The sequence below is a fragment of the Rhodovulum iodosum genome (assembly GCF_041020385.1).
In the GTDB taxonomy this organism is placed as follows: Bacteria; Pseudomonadota; Alphaproteobacteria; order Rhodobacterales; family Rhodobacteraceae; genus Rhodovulum; species Rhodovulum iodosum.
Genome location: NZ_JBEHHI010000003.1, coordinates 1 through 13039, shown reverse-complemented (window position 1 = coordinate 13039; position 13039 = coordinate 1). Strand labels below are relative to the sequence as shown.

General features: G+C 65.2%; 13 protein-coding genes and 1 pseudogene. 1 reads left to right on the top strand and 13 read right to left on the bottom strand.

The window, feature by feature from the left end; translation table 11 throughout:
• Nucleotides 1-59 precede the first annotated feature (59 nt).
• Nucleotides 60-440: a hypothetical protein gene (locus tag Ga0609869_RS14095; RefSeq protein ID WP_125403810.1), complete on the top strand. Its 381-nt coding sequence runs from the start codon at nucleotides 60-62 to the stop codon at nucleotides 438-440.
• Nucleotides 441-588: 148 nt separating this feature from the next.
• On the opposite strand, the gene Ga0609869_RS14090 is transcribed toward Ga0609869_RS14095, so the two are convergent.
• The 13 genes and pseudogenes from Ga0609869_RS14090 to Ga0609869_RS14030 form a co-directional block, all read right to left on the bottom strand.
• A complete protein-coding gene (locus tag Ga0609869_RS14090; RefSeq protein ID WP_125403809.1) occupies nucleotides 589-2277 on the bottom strand; it encodes a bifunctional protein tyrosine phosphatase family protein/NAD(P)/FAD-dependent oxidoreductase in 1689 nt (562 codons plus the stop codon).
• 132 nt (nucleotides 2278-2409) lie between these two features.
• Nucleotides 2410-3111, bottom strand: coding sequence for an HAD family hydrolase (locus Ga0609869_RS14085; RefSeq protein WP_125403808.1), 702 nt, complete (start codon nucleotides 3109-3111; stop codon nucleotides 2410-2412).
• Nucleotides 3108-3770 carry a phosphoglycolate phosphatase gene (gene gph / locus Ga0609869_RS14080; protein ID WP_125403807.1) on the bottom strand — a complete coding sequence of 221 codons (663 nt, stop codon included), beginning with the start codon at nucleotides 3768-3770 and terminating at the stop codon, nucleotides 3108-3110. Before gph ends, Ga0609869_RS14085 begins: the two co-directional genes overlap by 4 nt.
• On the bottom strand, nucleotides 3767-4324 hold the full coding sequence (locus Ga0609869_RS14075) for a thioredoxin family protein (RefSeq protein ID WP_125403806.1): 558 nt from the start codon (nucleotides 4322-4324) through the stop codon (nucleotides 3767-3769). The genes gph and Ga0609869_RS14075 overlap by 4 nt, the downstream gene beginning before the upstream one ends.
• On the bottom strand, nucleotides 4324-5268 hold the full coding sequence (locus Ga0609869_RS14070; RefSeq protein WP_125403805.1) for an MBL fold metallo-hydrolase: 945 nt from the start codon (nucleotides 5266-5268) through the stop codon (nucleotides 4324-4326). The genes Ga0609869_RS14075 and Ga0609869_RS14070 overlap by 1 nt, the downstream gene beginning before the upstream one ends.
• A gap of 179 nt (nucleotides 5269-5447) precedes the next feature.
• Nucleotides 5448-6146 carry a ribulose-phosphate 3-epimerase gene (rpe, locus tag Ga0609869_RS14065; RefSeq protein ID WP_125403804.1) on the bottom strand — a complete coding sequence of 233 codons (699 nt, stop codon included), beginning with the start codon at nucleotides 6144-6146 and terminating at the stop codon, nucleotides 5448-5450.
• Entirely contained in the window at nucleotides 6143-7087 is a 945-nt protein-coding gene (cbbX, locus tag Ga0609869_RS14060) for a CbbX protein (RefSeq protein WP_125403803.1), read from the bottom strand. The genes rpe and cbbX overlap by 4 nt, the downstream gene beginning before the upstream one ends.
• Before the next feature lie 144 nt (nucleotides 7088-7231).
• Nucleotides 7232-7621, bottom strand: coding sequence for a ribulose bisphosphate carboxylase small subunit (locus tag Ga0609869_RS14055; protein WP_125403802.1), 390 nt, complete (start codon nucleotides 7619-7621; stop codon nucleotides 7232-7234).
• 26 nt (nucleotides 7622-7647) lie between these two features.
• Nucleotides 7648-9111, bottom strand: coding sequence for a form I ribulose bisphosphate carboxylase large subunit (locus tag Ga0609869_RS14050; protein ID WP_125403801.1), 1464 nt, complete (start codon nucleotides 9109-9111; stop codon nucleotides 7648-7650).
• Nucleotides 9112-9130: 19 nt separating this feature from the next.
• Nucleotides 9131-10519, bottom strand: coding sequence for a ribulose-bisphosphate carboxylase (locus Ga0609869_RS14045; RefSeq protein WP_125403800.1), 1389 nt, complete (start codon nucleotides 10517-10519; stop codon nucleotides 9131-9133).
• A gap of 109 nt (nucleotides 10520-10628) precedes the next feature.
• Nucleotides 10629-11693 (bottom strand): class II fructose-bisphosphate aldolase, encoded by a 1065-nt coding sequence (gene fba, locus Ga0609869_RS14040; RefSeq protein WP_125403799.1) that lies wholly within the window; start codon nucleotides 11691-11693, stop codon nucleotides 10629-10631.
• Between the two features lie 11 nt (nucleotides 11694-11704).
• Nucleotides 11705-12913 carry a phosphoglycerate kinase gene (locus Ga0609869_RS14035; protein WP_125403798.1) on the bottom strand — a complete coding sequence of 403 codons (1209 nt, stop codon included), beginning with the start codon at nucleotides 12911-12913 and terminating at the stop codon, nucleotides 11705-11707.
• Nucleotides 12913-13039: pseudogene (locus Ga0609869_RS14030) on the bottom strand (glyceraldehyde-3-phosphate dehydrogenase); the annotation flags it as partial. The gene Ga0609869_RS14035 and the pseudogene Ga0609869_RS14030, both read right to left, overlap by 1 nt.

The following is a 13039-nucleotide window of genomic DNA, read 5'->3' as shown; positions in this document are numbered from 1 at the left end:
CTTTTGCCGCGACTGCGTTACGCTAAGGGCCACCCGACCCAGAATCATGAGGGATACCCATGTCGCTGATTTTTGGAAACTGGCAGCCGCTGCTCAAGAAAGATCGTGTCCTGACCGATGTCGAGGCGCACGGCCGTGAGGGGCACGACCCCAATACGCCGTTCTCGTCGATTTTCGGCTGGCCGCTTCTGAGCAACCGCAAGCCGAATGTTGAGTTGCAGACCGACGACGCCACCCCGCTCTCGTCCAAGATGGGCTGGCCGCTGCTGAGCGACCGCGAGACCAAGGTCGAGCTGTCGGACAGTGCCACGCCGTTTTCGGCCAAGATGGGCTGGCCGCTGCTGAGCGACCGTGAGACCAAGGTCGATCTGTCGACCGACGAACCCACGCCGCTGTCCTCGAAGATGGGTTGGCCGCTTCTTTCGGAAAAGAAGGCCTGATCCCAGGGCTTTGACGTGCCCGCCCGCCCCGGGGCGGGCGGAGTGACGATCTCTGAAACCGCTATCCGAAATCCTTTGAATGGATCTTGGAAGCGGTTTCTTTTCCTCTACCAACACGACAAACATGCGCGCCGACGGCTTGGGTGTATTATTCCGCGGCGATCTTCTGAAAGGTCATGTCGGGCCCGGCCAGGTATTCCCGGCCGCGGAACATGCCCTGCCAGTAGATCGGCGGCAGCATCCGCTCTTTCAGGAACCAGGCCCGGCGCGACGGTTTCGTGCCGTCGATCAGCCACTCGGGGAAGCTGGGCATCAGCTTGCCGCCATAGCCGAACTCTGCCAGCACGATCTTGCCCTTCGCCACCGTCAGCGGGCAGGAGCCGTAGCCGTCGTAGCGCGCGACCAGGTCCTTGCCGTCGAGCACCCTAAGCGCGTTGACCGCGGCGACGGGGGCCTGCTTGCGCACCGCCGCGGCGGTTTTGGCGTTCGGCGTCGAGGCGCCGTCGCCAAGACCGAAGATGTTGGGATAGCTCTTGTGCTGCAGCGTGGTCTGGTCGACGTCGATCCAGCCGGCATCGTTGGCCAGCGGCGACGACGTGATGAAGTCGAGCCCGGTTTGCGGCGGGCAGACATGCATCATCTCGAACTCTCTCTCTACACGGCTGGTTTCGCCGTCCGGCCCCGTGACCTCGAAGATGGCGGTCTTGCCGGGCCCGTCGACGGCAACGAGGTTGTGCTTGTAAGAGAGCGTGGCGCCGTATTTCTCGACATAATCCATCAGGGCCGGCACGTAGTCGGGCACCCCGAACAGCACGTCGCCGGCCAGGCAGAACTCGATGTCGATCGCCTTGAGGCGCCGGGTTCTCCGCCAGTGGTCGGCGGAGAGGTACATCGCCTTTTGCGGCGCGCCGGCGCATTTGATCGGCATCGGCGGCTGGGTGAAGAGCGCTTTGCCGGCGCTGACAGACTGCACCATCTCCCAGGTGTAAGGGGCCAGATCGTAGCGGTAGTTCGAGGTCACGCCGTTCTTGCCCAAGGTGTCGCGCAGGCCGGTGACCGCGTCCCAGTCGAGCTTTAGCCCGGGGGAGAGCAGCAACACCTCGTAGCCGTAGCGCGCCCCGTCCTCCAGGATCACCTCGTTCTTTTCGGGCTGAAAGGTGGCCACGGCGCCGCGAATCCATTTCACGCCGCCCGGCAGGACATCGGTCATCGGGCGGCGGGTGTGGGCGGGGGAAAACACGCCCGCGCCCACCAGCGTCCAGCCCGGCTGATAGTAGTGCTCCTGGCGCGGCTCGATGATCGCCACCTTGGTGCGGGGCCGGCGTTTCAGCAACGAGGCCGCCGCGGCGACCCCGCCGGCGCCGCCGCCGACGATCAGCACGTCGTATTGTTCGGGGCGGGTGTTGTAGACATCGGTGCCGAAGGCCTCTTCCATCATCGGGCGCAGGCCGGCCAGATCGTAGCCCGCCTTGGCCGTCGCCGACAGGATCGCATCGGGCGACAGCATCTTGGCGCGCGTGAGCGACCAGAGCGAGGCCGAGCGGTTGCCGGTGCGGCAATAGGCGAGGATCGGGCCCTTGCAGGTCCTCAGCACATCGTCGAGCGAGGCCATCAGCTCGGGCGTCAGGCGGCCGGGCTGGACGGGAAGGTAGCGAAACTCGACCCCCGCCTCGCGGCAGGCCTCGGCGATTTCGACCGCGCGGGGCTGGTCGTCGGCCTCGCCATCGGGGCGGTTGCAGACGATCGTCTTGTAGCCGGCCTGCACGGCGCGCGCGACATCGGCGGGCCGGATCTGCGGCGAGGCCGCAAAGCTCGGCGCGATTGGCTTGATTTCCATGGGGCTCCCTCCCGAGTCGGCCGCCCGCCTTTTGACGGTGCGTCGTCATGGAAGAGAAACATACGAAATCTTGAATATTTTGCAAGCGGGAGCTTGCGCCGTGCGCTAAGTCAAGCGGTCAATTCCGCGCGCTCAGCCGGCCAGCGCGGCGGCCAGCGGCGCGGGCCAGTGCGCGCGTTCGAGCGAGGGCAAAATCTGCGCGGCGCCGGAATGGTCTTCGTGGTCGGTGTAGACGCTGGGGGTCATCACCACCGCCAGCCCCGCGCCCCGGGCCGAGATCAGGCCGTTGCGGCTGTCCTCGAAGGCGATGCAGTCGGCGGCGGGCAGGCCCAGCCGGTCGAGCGCGGCGAGGTAGACATCGGGCGCCGGTTTCTTTTCCGCCACCTCGTCGCCCGCGGCGATCACATCGAAGACGGCATCGGCGGGCCGGCCCCAGCAGCATCGGGTCAGCGCCTCGACATTGGGGCGGTTGGTGGTGGTGGCCACGGCCAGTTTCAGCCCCGCCGCGCGGGCGGCCTCGATCAGCTCGGCCACGCCCGGCCGCAGCGCCAGGTCGCCCGCGGCGAGGATCTCGCCGTAGCGGGCGGTCTTGCGCTTGTGCAGCGTGGCAATCTCTTCGTCGCTCAGCCGCCGCGCGCCGGCGGGCAACCCGTCCTGGTAGGCGCGCATCCGCTCCTTGCCGCCGGTGGTCTTCAGCAGCTCGCGGTACGCCTCCCGGCTCCAGCACCAGTCGAGCCCACTGGCGGCGAAGCTGTCGTTGAACGCCGCGCGGTGGGCCTCCTCGGTTTCGGCAAGCGTGCCGTCGACGTCGAAGATCAGCGCCTTCAGCGTCATCTGAGCTCGTCGGCCAGCCGTGCCACGATCGCCACCAGAACGTCGAAATCAGAAAACCGTGCATCCTGCGGGATGTCGTCGACATCGTCGGCCTTGTGGTAGCCCTCGGTGAACAGGGCAAAGCGCATCTTGGCCTTCCACGCGCATTCGGCGTCGATTTCGCTGTCGCCGACATAGACCGCGGCATCGGCCCCCAGCTGGTCCTTGACGGCCAGCGCCATCGCGGGGTCGGGCTTGTTAACCTCAAGCGTGTCGCCGCCCACGATCGAGCCGAAATAGTGGTCGATGCCGAAGGATTTCAGGATGTCGCGGCTGGGGCCTTCGGGCTTGTTGGTGCAGACGCCCATGGCCCAGCCCTCATCCTTGAACTGCTCCAGCGCATCCTCGACCCCGGGATACAGCGTGGTCAGCGTCGCCGGATCGGCCTCGTAATGGCCTAGGAATTTCTCCAGCAGCTCGCCGTGTCGGTCGGCCGGCAGCCCACGCGCCGCGATCACGCGCTCGATCAGCACGTGCACGCCGTTGCCGATAAATCCGCGCACGTCCTCCAGCGGCAATGCGCCGTCGCCGGTCTCGGCCAGGGTCTTGTTCACGGCGGCATGGATATCGGGCGCGCTGTCGATCAGCGTGCCGTCGAGGTCGAAGATGATGGCCTTCACGCGGCGTCCTTCCATTTGATCGAACAGCCCATCGAGGGGATCTGCTCTTTCGGTCCGTGGCCCGTCTCGGCCACCTGTTTCATCGCCTCGTAAAGATCGCGGCGCAGGTCGGGCGGCCCGGCCTCCTTGCGCGAGGCATCCAGACGGCCGCGATACTGCAACCCCAGATCGGCGTTGAAGCCGAAGAAATCCGGGGTGCAGATGGCATCGTAGGCCTTCGCCACCGACTGGTCCTCGTCATAAAGATAGGGAAAGGGAAGCGCCAGATCCTCGGCGACCTCTTTCATCTTTTCAAAGCTGTCCTGCGGGTAGGTCTCGGCGTCGTTCGAACTGATGGCGACCACGCCGATGCCAAGGCCCTGCAACTCTTTCGCATCGCGGATGATGCGGTCGCGCACCGCGATCACGTAAGGGCAGTGGTTGCAGATGAACATCACCAGCGTGCCCCTGGGGCCGGCGATGTCCTCCAGGGTGTAGGTCTTGCCGTCGGTGCCGGGCAGGGAAAAGCCCGGCGCCTTCCAGCCGAAATCGCAGACAGGGGGAGAGACAGCCATTATTCGAACTCCATTTCCGTGTAGACGACGCCCGCGTTCTTGGTCGCCAACTCTTCATATGTGTCGAGAAAGGCCCAGTTCGACTGGTCCACGTAATAGGCGTCGTCCAGCGCGCCGCCATTGTCGAGATGTTCGCCGATCTTGGCGCGCAGATCCTTCACGTAGTCCATCGTGTGATGCTCGACCTGCGCCAGGTTGGTGGGGTAGCCGTGGCCGGGGATGATGTAGGTGGGCGCGAGCGGTGCAAAGGCCGTTTCCCACGTCTCGATCCAGCAACTGGTGCAGGTGTCCGAAAAGATCGGCGGCATCCGGCCGTTGAAGGCCATGTCGCCGGCGATCATCAGGCCGAGATCGGGCAGCCAGACCTGCGTATCGCCCGGCGAATGCGCGGGGCCAAGATGCAGCACCTCGATATGCATGTCGCCCATGTCGATGACGTATTCGTCCTCGAAGGTGATCGTGGGCTCGACCAGCTCGGTGCCCTCGGCGTTTTCTTTGGCGTAGGTCTGCATGCCGGCGATGATCTGGGCGTTGTAATCGGCAAACTCCTCGGCGGCCTCCACATGGGCCAGCACGTCGATGCCCTGCTCGGTCCAGTAGTTGTTGCCCAGCATCGCGTGGCCCTGGCCGTTCTCGTTGATTACGAGCTTCACCGGCTGGTCGGTGACTTCCCTGATCTCGGCATGCAGCGCCTCGGCCAGCTTGTAGTTGGCCCCGCCGTTGATCACGATCACCCCGTCGCCGGTGACGAGAAAGCTGAGGTTGTTGTTGTGGCCTGCGTTCTCGTAGGTCGGCGGGGCGGTGGCGCCGATGGCCGACCAGACGTTCGGGATCACCTCGAAGGGTTTGTCGTAGAGTACCGATTGCGGGTACTTGTCGGCGATTTCCTCGCTGGCGAGCGCGGGGCCGGCCAGCAGCGTGGCGATGACGATTGTGCGGATCATGGTTTCGGTCCTCCCTTTCGTCCGAAACATAGACGCATTCATATCCTTGGGGCCAGAGGGCAGGGGCCTTTGAGAGCGTATCCCGAGGCGTTCGGCGCGCCGCTCCGGCCCGGGGCCTCCAAAGGCGGCCGCTGCGCTATTCCCTCGGCAGCGGCCGCAGGCGCGCGGAAGCCTTTCCTTCAGGCCGCCTGCTGCGCCCCTTCGGCCGCATCGCGGATCGCGCGGATATTGGCGCCGTAGACCTCGGGGTTGTCGACCGATCCGCCCTTGAACACCGCCGAGCCCGCCACCAGGCAATCGGCCCCGGCCGCGGCCACCAGCGGCGCGGTTTCGGGCGTGACGCCGCCGTCGATCTGGATGTGGATCGGGCGGTCGCCGATCATGGCGCGGATCTTGCGGGTCTTTTCCACGCCGGAATGGATGAATTTCTGCCCGCCGAAGCCGGGGTTGACCGTCATGATCAGCACCATGTCGCAAAGATCGAGCACATCCTCCACCGCCTCGGCCGGGGTGCCGGGGTTCAGCACCACGCCGGCCTTGACGCCCTGCGCCTTGATCGCCTGCAGCGTGCGGTGAATGTGCGGGCCGGCCTCGACATGGGCGGTGATCATGTCGGCGCCGGCCTCGGCATAGGCCTCGATATAGGGGTCCACCGGCGCGATCATCAGGTGCACGTCCATGAAGGTTTTCACATGCGGACGGAACGCCTTTACCGCGGGCGGGCCGAAGGTGAGGTTGGGCACGAAATGCCCGTCCATCACGTCGACATGCACCCAATCGGCGCCCTGTGCCTCGATTGCCCTTATCTCCTGCCCGAAATTGGCGAAATCGGCAGACAGGATCGACGGGGCGATCTTGATCGAACGGTCAAAGCTCATTTCTGTTCTCCGGTGTGCATGGGGCGGTCCACGTCGAGCCCCCCTTGGAAGACACGGCTGGCGCGGATGTCCTCTTCGCCGATGGCCGATAGCTGCTCGGCGTCGAGCGGCCCCCTGGCGCTGGTGAAAAGGCGGTTGGCCTGCCGCAGGCGCGCCCGGTCCAGCGCGTTGCGGATCGAGCGGGCATTGGCGAAATGGGGCTGCTGGCGGCGCAGCGAGATGTACTCTTTCATCGCCGCGCGCGCGGCCTCGTCGAGGTGGTAGTTCTGCCCGTCCAGCATCTGCTCGGCGATCCTCAACAGCTCTTCGTCGCTGTAGTCGGGGAACTCGATGTGATGGGCGATGCGCGAGCGGAAGCCGGGATTGGCCGAAAAGAACTTGTCCATCTTGTCGGCGTAGCCGGCCATGATCACCACGAGGTCGTCGCGGTTGTTCTCCATCACCTGCAGCAGGATCTCGATCGCCTCCTGGCCGTAGTCGCGTTCGTTGTCGGGCTTGTAGAGGTAATAGGCCTCGTCGATGAACAGCACGCCGCCCATCGCCTTTTTCAGCACTTCCTTGGTCTTGGGCGCGGTGTGGCCGATATACTGGCCCACCAGGTCGTCGCGGGTGACGCTGACCAGGTGGCCCTTGCGGACATAGCCCAGGCGGTGCAGCAGCCCGGCCATCTTCAGCGCGACTGTGGTCTTGCCGGTGCCGGGGTTGCCGGAAAAGCTCATGTGCAGGGTCGGGGTCTCGTGGCTGAGCCCCATGGATTTGCGCGCCCGGTCGACCAGCAACAGCGCCGCGGTCTCGCGGATGCGCTGCTTGACCGGCTCCAGCCCGATCAGCTCCTCGTCAAGCTCGCGCAGCACCTCGGCCACGCCCGAGGCTTCGTACTCGGCGGCCAGATCCACGCTGGTGGGCAGCTCCTTGCTCTCTTCGCTGGTCTCGGTGGTCATTGCGCGTCTCCCTGGTTCTTCCTGGGGGGCAAATACCCCCGGGGGGTGCCGCTGCCGCGCCATCGGTCAGGACGACATCGGCGACGGGGGGACCCCGTCTCTGAAGAGGTGCGCCGGGCGTCGCGGCCCGGCGCACCGTCTTTGTTACTTGCGCACGTCCCAGGCGTATTTCTGGGCGCGGTCGACGAAGTCGGTGCGCTGCATGTGGATCTTCGGCTCTTCGGCCGGGCGGTTGACGATGAAGGACATCATCACCGTCTCGAACCCGCGGGTGCTGTCGAAGGCGTTGATGCGGATGTACTTGTCACCATGCGCCTTGCGGCAGTCGTCGAGTTCCATCATCACGCCCTTGGCGTCGTGCAGGTCGAACATCGGGTGGCCCCACATGTCCCAATAGGTGTTCCGCGGATGCGGGTCGTCGGTGTATTCGATGCCGATCGCCCATTCGCGGCCCAGGCAATATTCGATCTGGGCCGTGATCTGCACATCGTCCAGATCGGGCAGGAACGAGAAGCAACCTTGAGTGATACGCATATCGTTTTCTCCTTGTTCGCGCTTGATCAGGCCAGCGGGGTTTCGCTGACGACGTAATCCGAGGTGTCGGTCGAGGTGTAGTTGAAGGTGATGTTGCCCCAGGTATCCAGTGCGGCCTCCAGCGGCTTGCACCACTTGGCGGCCTCGCGCAGGATCTCGGGCCCTTCGTTCTTGATGTCGCGGCCTTCGTTGCGGGCCAGCACCATCGCCTCGAGCGCCACCCGGTTCGCCGTTGCGCCCGCCTGGATGCCCATCGGATGGCCGATCGTGCCGCCGCCGAACTGCAGCACCACGTCATCGCCGAACAGCGACAGCAGCTGGTGCATCTGCCCGGCATGGATGCCGCCCGACGCCACCGGCATGACCTTCTTGGTGTCGGCCCAGTCCTGCTCGAAGAACAACCCGCGGGGCAGGTCGACCTCGTTGAAGGGTTCGCGGCAGACGTTGTAGTAGCCCTGCACGGTCAGCGGATCGCCTTCCAGCTTGCCCACGGCGGTGCCGGTGTGCAGGTGGTCGACGCCGGCCAGGCGCAGCCACTTGGCGATCACGCGGAAGCTGATGCCGTGGTTCTTCTGGCGGGTGTAGGTGCCGTGGCCCGCACGGTGCATGTGCAGGATCATGTTGTTGTCGCGGCACCATTTCGAGATCGACTGGATCGCGGTCCAGCCGATGATGAGGTCGACCATCACGATGACCGAGCCAAGCTGCTTGGCGAACTCGGCGCGGGCGTACATCTCTTCCATGGTACCCGCGGTGATGTTCAGGTAGTGGCCCTTGATCTCGCCGCTTTCGGCCGACGCCTTGTTGACGGCCTCCATGCAGTAGAGAAAGCGGTCGCGCCAATGCATGAAGGGCTGCGAGTTGATGTTCTCGTCGTCCTTCATGAAGTCGAGACCGCCCTTGAGGCCCTCGTAGACCACCCGGCCGTAGTTCTTGCCGGACAGGCCCAGCTTGGGCTTGGTGGTGGCGCCCAGCAGCGGCTTGCCGAACTTGTCCAGCCGTTCGCGCTCCACCACCAGGCCGGTCGGCGGCCCGGCGAAGGTCTTCACGTAGGCCACCGGGAAGCGCATGTCCTCAAGGCGGGCGGCCTTGAGCGGCTTGAACGAAAACACATTGCCGATGATCGAGGCGGTGAGGTTGGCGATCGAGCCTTCCTCGAACAGGATCAGGTCGTAGGCGACGTAGCAGAAATACTGGCCTTCCTGACCCGGCACCGGCTCGACCTTGTAGGCCTTGGCGCGGTAGTTCTCGGCCGCGGTCAGACGGTCGGTCCAGACCACCGTCCAGGTCGCGGTCGAGCTTTCGCCGGCCACGGCCGCCGCGGCTTCGATCGGGTCCACGCCTTCTTGCGGCGTGATGCGGAAGAGCGCCAGGACATCGGTGTCCTTCGGCTCGTAATCGCCGTCCCAATACCCCATCTGGGCATATTTTAGGACACCGGCTTTGTACCGCTCCTTGCCCTTGATCTCTTTCTTTGTGTCTTCGCTCATGCCGTTTCCTCCTTGGCTGTTATTCCGCGGCCACAACGTCCTTCAGCTTCTCGCGCCAGCCCGGGAACAGGGTGTCGGCGTCATGCGGGAAGCTTTCGAACGCGCGGGCGAGTTCCCTGTGTTCCCGTGCATACTCGATCAGATCGACGCCGGACTTCCAGGCATCCTGGGCCTGGCGCAGCGATTTCGCCCCTGCGGTGCCGCCATCGAGATGGCCGAAGGCGCCGCCACCCGAGGTCTGGATGATGTTGGAATGGCCGAGGTTGTCGAAGAAGCCCGGCAGCCGCAGCGCGTTCATGCCGCCCGAGATGATCGGCGTCGTGGGCTTCATCCCCAACCATTCCTGGGGGTAGAAGGGCCCCTCGGCGCTGTCCTGTTCCAGCATGAAGGCCATGTCCTTGTCGGCCGCGTCGCCCTCCATCTTGCCAAAGCCCATGGTGCCGGTATGGATGCCGCTGGCACCCTGCAGGCGGGACATCTTGGACAGCACGAAGGCGGTGTAGCCGCGCATCGACTGGGGCGAGGTCACGGCGCCGTGGCCCGCCCGGTGATAATGCAGGAACTGGCCCGGGAACTGCCGGCGGCAGGTGGTGATCGCGGCCGGGCCGGTCACGTAGCCATCCACCAGGAATGCCACGTGGTCGGCGTTGGGGCCGAAGGTTTCAAGGATGTACTCGCCGCGGGCGATCATCTCGAACGGGTCGTCGGCGGTGATGTTGGCCGAGAAAAGCTTGGCCTCGCCGGTCTCGTCCTGGGCGCGCTTCATCGCGTCGGCCACGAGCGCGATCGTCTCTTTCAGCGGCGCAAAGGTCTGGTTGCCCTGGGGTTCGTCGTTCTTGATGAAATCGCCGCCCAGCCAGAATTCATAGCAGGCATCGGCAAAGGGCTTCGGGCGCAGGCCCAGCTTGGGCTTGATGATGGTGCCCACCACCATGCCGCCATGGGTGACGTCGCGGCCCAGCACGCGCCACATATCGGCGATGTTCATCGCGGGGCCGTCGAACAGGCGCAGATAGGCGGGCGGCACGTAGAAATCGTGCATCTTGGCGTACTCGACGTCGCCCATGCCCTGGTTGTTGCCGATGGTCAGCGTCAGGAAGGAACAGATCATCGCCCGGCCGTCGGTGATGTTGCGGTCGAACAGCTCGACCGGATAGGCGATCTTCATGATCTCCTTGTCGGGGTCGATCTCGTAGACCAGCGCATCGACGCCGCGGGTGAAATCGTCGGTCGTGGAGACCTCGACATTGGTGCCGGTGGAGCTTTCGGCGGCGAAATGGGCCGCGGTGGACAGGTATTCATACCCTGCCTTCGGCTTCATGATGTAGGCGCAGAGAACGTGGCGGCCATCTGCGATGAGCTGCTTCTCGTCGAGGTCGAGACGCGCGTAGCGATTAGACTGGTCCATTTCTGGGGCCTTCCTGTGCTTGCTTGACGGGGGTGTTCGCGCGTTTCCGTTTTCCTGCCCTCGCGCCCGACCGTTTCCACCTGGTCGGGCGCGACGTGTGGTCGTGGTCTTAGTTGGTCTTGGGGTCGAGGCTGCCGTCGGCATAGCGCTTGGCCATGTCGTCGATCGGGATCACCTTGATTTTCGAGGCGTTGCCCGCGGTGCCGAAGCGTTCGAAGCGGTCCTTGCAGAGCTTGGTCATCTCGTCCATGGCCGGCTTGAGGAACTTCCGCGGGTCGAATTCCGAGGGCTTTTCCTTGGCGATGCGGCGGAAGGTGCCGGTCATCGCCATTCGGTTGTCTGTGTCGATATTGACCTTGCGCACGCCGTGCTTGATGCCGCGTTCGATCTCTTCGACCGGCACGCCGTAGGTCTGGGGCATCTCGCCGCCGTTCTCGTTGATCAGGTCCTGCAGGTATTGCGGCACCGAGGACGAGCCGTGCATCACCAGGTGCGTGTCCGGCAGCTTGGCGTGGATCCGCTCGATCACGTCCATCGCCAGCGTGTCGCCGGTCGGCTTCTGGGTGAACTTGTAGGCGCCGTGGCTGGTGCCGCAGGCGATCGCCAGCGCGTCGACCTTGGTCTTGGCGACGAAATCGGCCGACTGGTCGGGGTCGGTCAGCAACTGGTCGCGTGAGAGTTCCCCCTCGGCGCCGTGGCCGTCCTCGGCCTCGCCCATGCCGGTTTCGAGGCTGCCCAGGACGCCCAGCTCGCCCTCGACCGAGGCACCGACCCAATGGGCCATCTCCGACACGCGCCTGGTGATGTCGACATTGTACTCGTAGGAGGCCGGCGTCTTGCCGTCGGCCTCAAGCGAGCCGTCCATCATCACCGAGGTAAAGCCGTGGCGGATCGCCGACATGCAGGTGGCCTCGTTGTTGCCGTGGTCCTGGTGCATGCACAGCGGGATGTCAGGATAGATCTCGGCCAGCGCCTCGATCATCTTGGCCAGCATGATGTCGTTGGCGTAGTTCCGCGCGCCGCGCGACGCCTGCATGATGACCGGCGCGTCGCTGGCCTTGGCGGCCTCCATGATCGACAGGCCCTGTTCCATATTGTTGATGTTGAAGGCGGGGACGCCGTAGCCGTGCTCGGCCGCGTGGTCCAGAAGTTGCCTCAGGGTGATCAGTGCCATGAATACCTCCGTCAGGCTGCGTGTTCGGTGCGCTCGAGCGCGGCGATGCCGGGGAGCCTGCGGCCCTCCAGCCATTCGAGAAAAGCCCCACCGGCAGTGGAGACATAGGTGAAATCGTTGGTGACGCCGGCCCGGTTCAGGGCGACGAGCGTGTCGCCGCCGCCCGCGACCGAAACGCAAAGACCCGCCCGCGTCAACTCGGCCACGCTTTGGGCCAGCGCATTGGTGGCCGTGTCGAAAGGCGGGGTTTCGTAGGTGCCCAGCGGACCGTTCCACAGGATCGTGCGCGCACCGCGCAGGATCTCGCGGTAGCGCTCCACCGTGTTGGGCCCGATATCGAGGATGCGCCCATTGGCCGGACAGCCGGCAAGGGGCAGGGCGCGCGCCTCGGCGCCGGGGTACTGCACGCTGGCCACGACGATGTCCTCGGGCAGCACGATCTCGCAGCCCGACACCATGGCCAGCGCCGCGATTTCCAGTATCTCGTCGGCCAGTTCGGTCTCGATATAGGACCGGCCGATCCCGTAGCCCTTGGCAAACAGCAAGGCATTGGCCAGCCCGCCCCCCACAAGGATCGTGTCGAGCTTGCGCACCAGCCGCTTCAGCACGCCCAGGCGCGGCGCCACGCTGCCGCCGCCAATCAGCGCGACCGAGGGGTATTGCGGATCGACCAGCGCGCCCTCGAGCGCGGCCAGTTCTTCCATCATCAGCGGGCCTGCCGCGGGGCGCGCCGCGGCCTGGATCGCCGAGGTGGTCGAGGCATGCGCCCGGTGCGAGCAGGAAAACGCGTCGTTGACGTAGATGTCGCCGAGCGCGGCAAGCTGCTGGCCGAGGCGCGGATCGTTGCGCTCTTCGCCATGTTCAAAGCGCAGGTTCTCGCACAGCAGCACCTGTCCGGGTTCCAGCAACTCGCTGGCCCGCTCGGCCATCGCCCCGGCGGCGGTTTCGTTGAAGATCACCGGGCGGCCCAGCGCCTCGGCCAGCGCGCCCTTGATCCGGCGCAGCGACAGCGCCGGGGTCATGTCGCCGTTTGGCCGGCCCAGGTGGCTGAGAACGATCAGCCGGGCGCCCTCGTCCAGCAGGGGGATCATCCCCTTGGCGAAGCGGGCGATGCGCGTGGCATCGCCCACGCCCGTTTCGGTCAGCGGCACGTTCAGGTCGGCACGCACCGCAAGGCGCCTGCCCGAAACATCCAGCGATGTCAGGGGCGTCAGTGCCATCAGATCAGCGCGCCCATTGCGACGGCGGTATCGGACATGCGGCTCGAGAAGCCCCATTCGTTGTCGTACCATGTCAGGATGCGGACCATGTTGCCGTCCATGACCTTGGTCTGGTCCATGTGGAAG

What these genes read in the sequence shown, in the direction of transcription:
- Ga0609869_RS14095 (WP_125403810.1), top strand. Translation starts at nt 60, where the DNA reads ATGTCGCTGATTTTTGGAAACTGGCAGCCGCTGCTCAAGAAAGATCGT.
- Ga0609869_RS14090 (WP_125403809.1), bottom strand. Translation starts at nt 2,277, where the DNA reads ATGGAAATCAAGCCAATCGCGCCGAGCTTTGCGGCCTCGCCGCAGATC.
- Ga0609869_RS14085 (WP_125403808.1), bottom strand. Translation starts at nt 3,111, where the DNA reads ATGACGCTGAAGGCGCTGATCTTCGACGTCGACGGCACGCTTGCCGAA.
- Ga0609869_RS14075 (WP_125403806.1), bottom strand. Translation starts at nt 4,324, where the DNA reads ATGGCTGTCTCTCCCCCTGTCTGCGATTTCGGCTGGAAGGCGCCGGGC.
- Ga0609869_RS14070 (WP_125403805.1), bottom strand. Translation starts at nt 5,268, where the DNA reads ATGATCCGCACAATCGTCATCGCCACGCTGCTGGCCGGCCCCGCGCTC.
- rpe (WP_125403804.1), bottom strand. Translation starts at nt 6,146, where the DNA reads ATGAGCTTTGACCGTTCGATCAAGATCGCCCCGTCGATCCTGTCTGCC.
- cbbX (WP_125403803.1), bottom strand. Translation starts at nt 7,087, where the DNA reads ATGACCACCGAGACCAGCGAAGAGAGCAAGGAGCTGCCCACCAGCGTG.
- Ga0609869_RS14055 (WP_125403802.1), bottom strand. Translation starts at nt 7,621, where the DNA reads ATGCGTATCACTCAAGGTTGCTTCTCGTTCCTGCCCGATCTGGACGAT.
- Ga0609869_RS14050 (WP_125403801.1), bottom strand. Translation starts at nt 9,111, where the DNA reads ATGAGCGAAGACACAAAGAAAGAGATCAAGGGCAAGGAGCGGTACAAA.
- Ga0609869_RS14045 (WP_125403800.1), bottom strand. Translation starts at nt 10,519, where the DNA reads ATGGACCAGTCTAATCGCTACGCGCGTCTCGACCTCGACGAGAAGCAG.
- fba (WP_125403799.1), bottom strand. Translation starts at nt 11,693, where the DNA reads ATGGCACTGATCACCCTGAGGCAACTTCTGGACCACGCGGCCGAGCAC.
- Ga0609869_RS14035 (WP_125403798.1), bottom strand. Translation starts at nt 12,913, where the DNA reads ATGGCACTGACGCCCCTGACATCGCTGGATGTTTCGGGCAGGCGCCTT.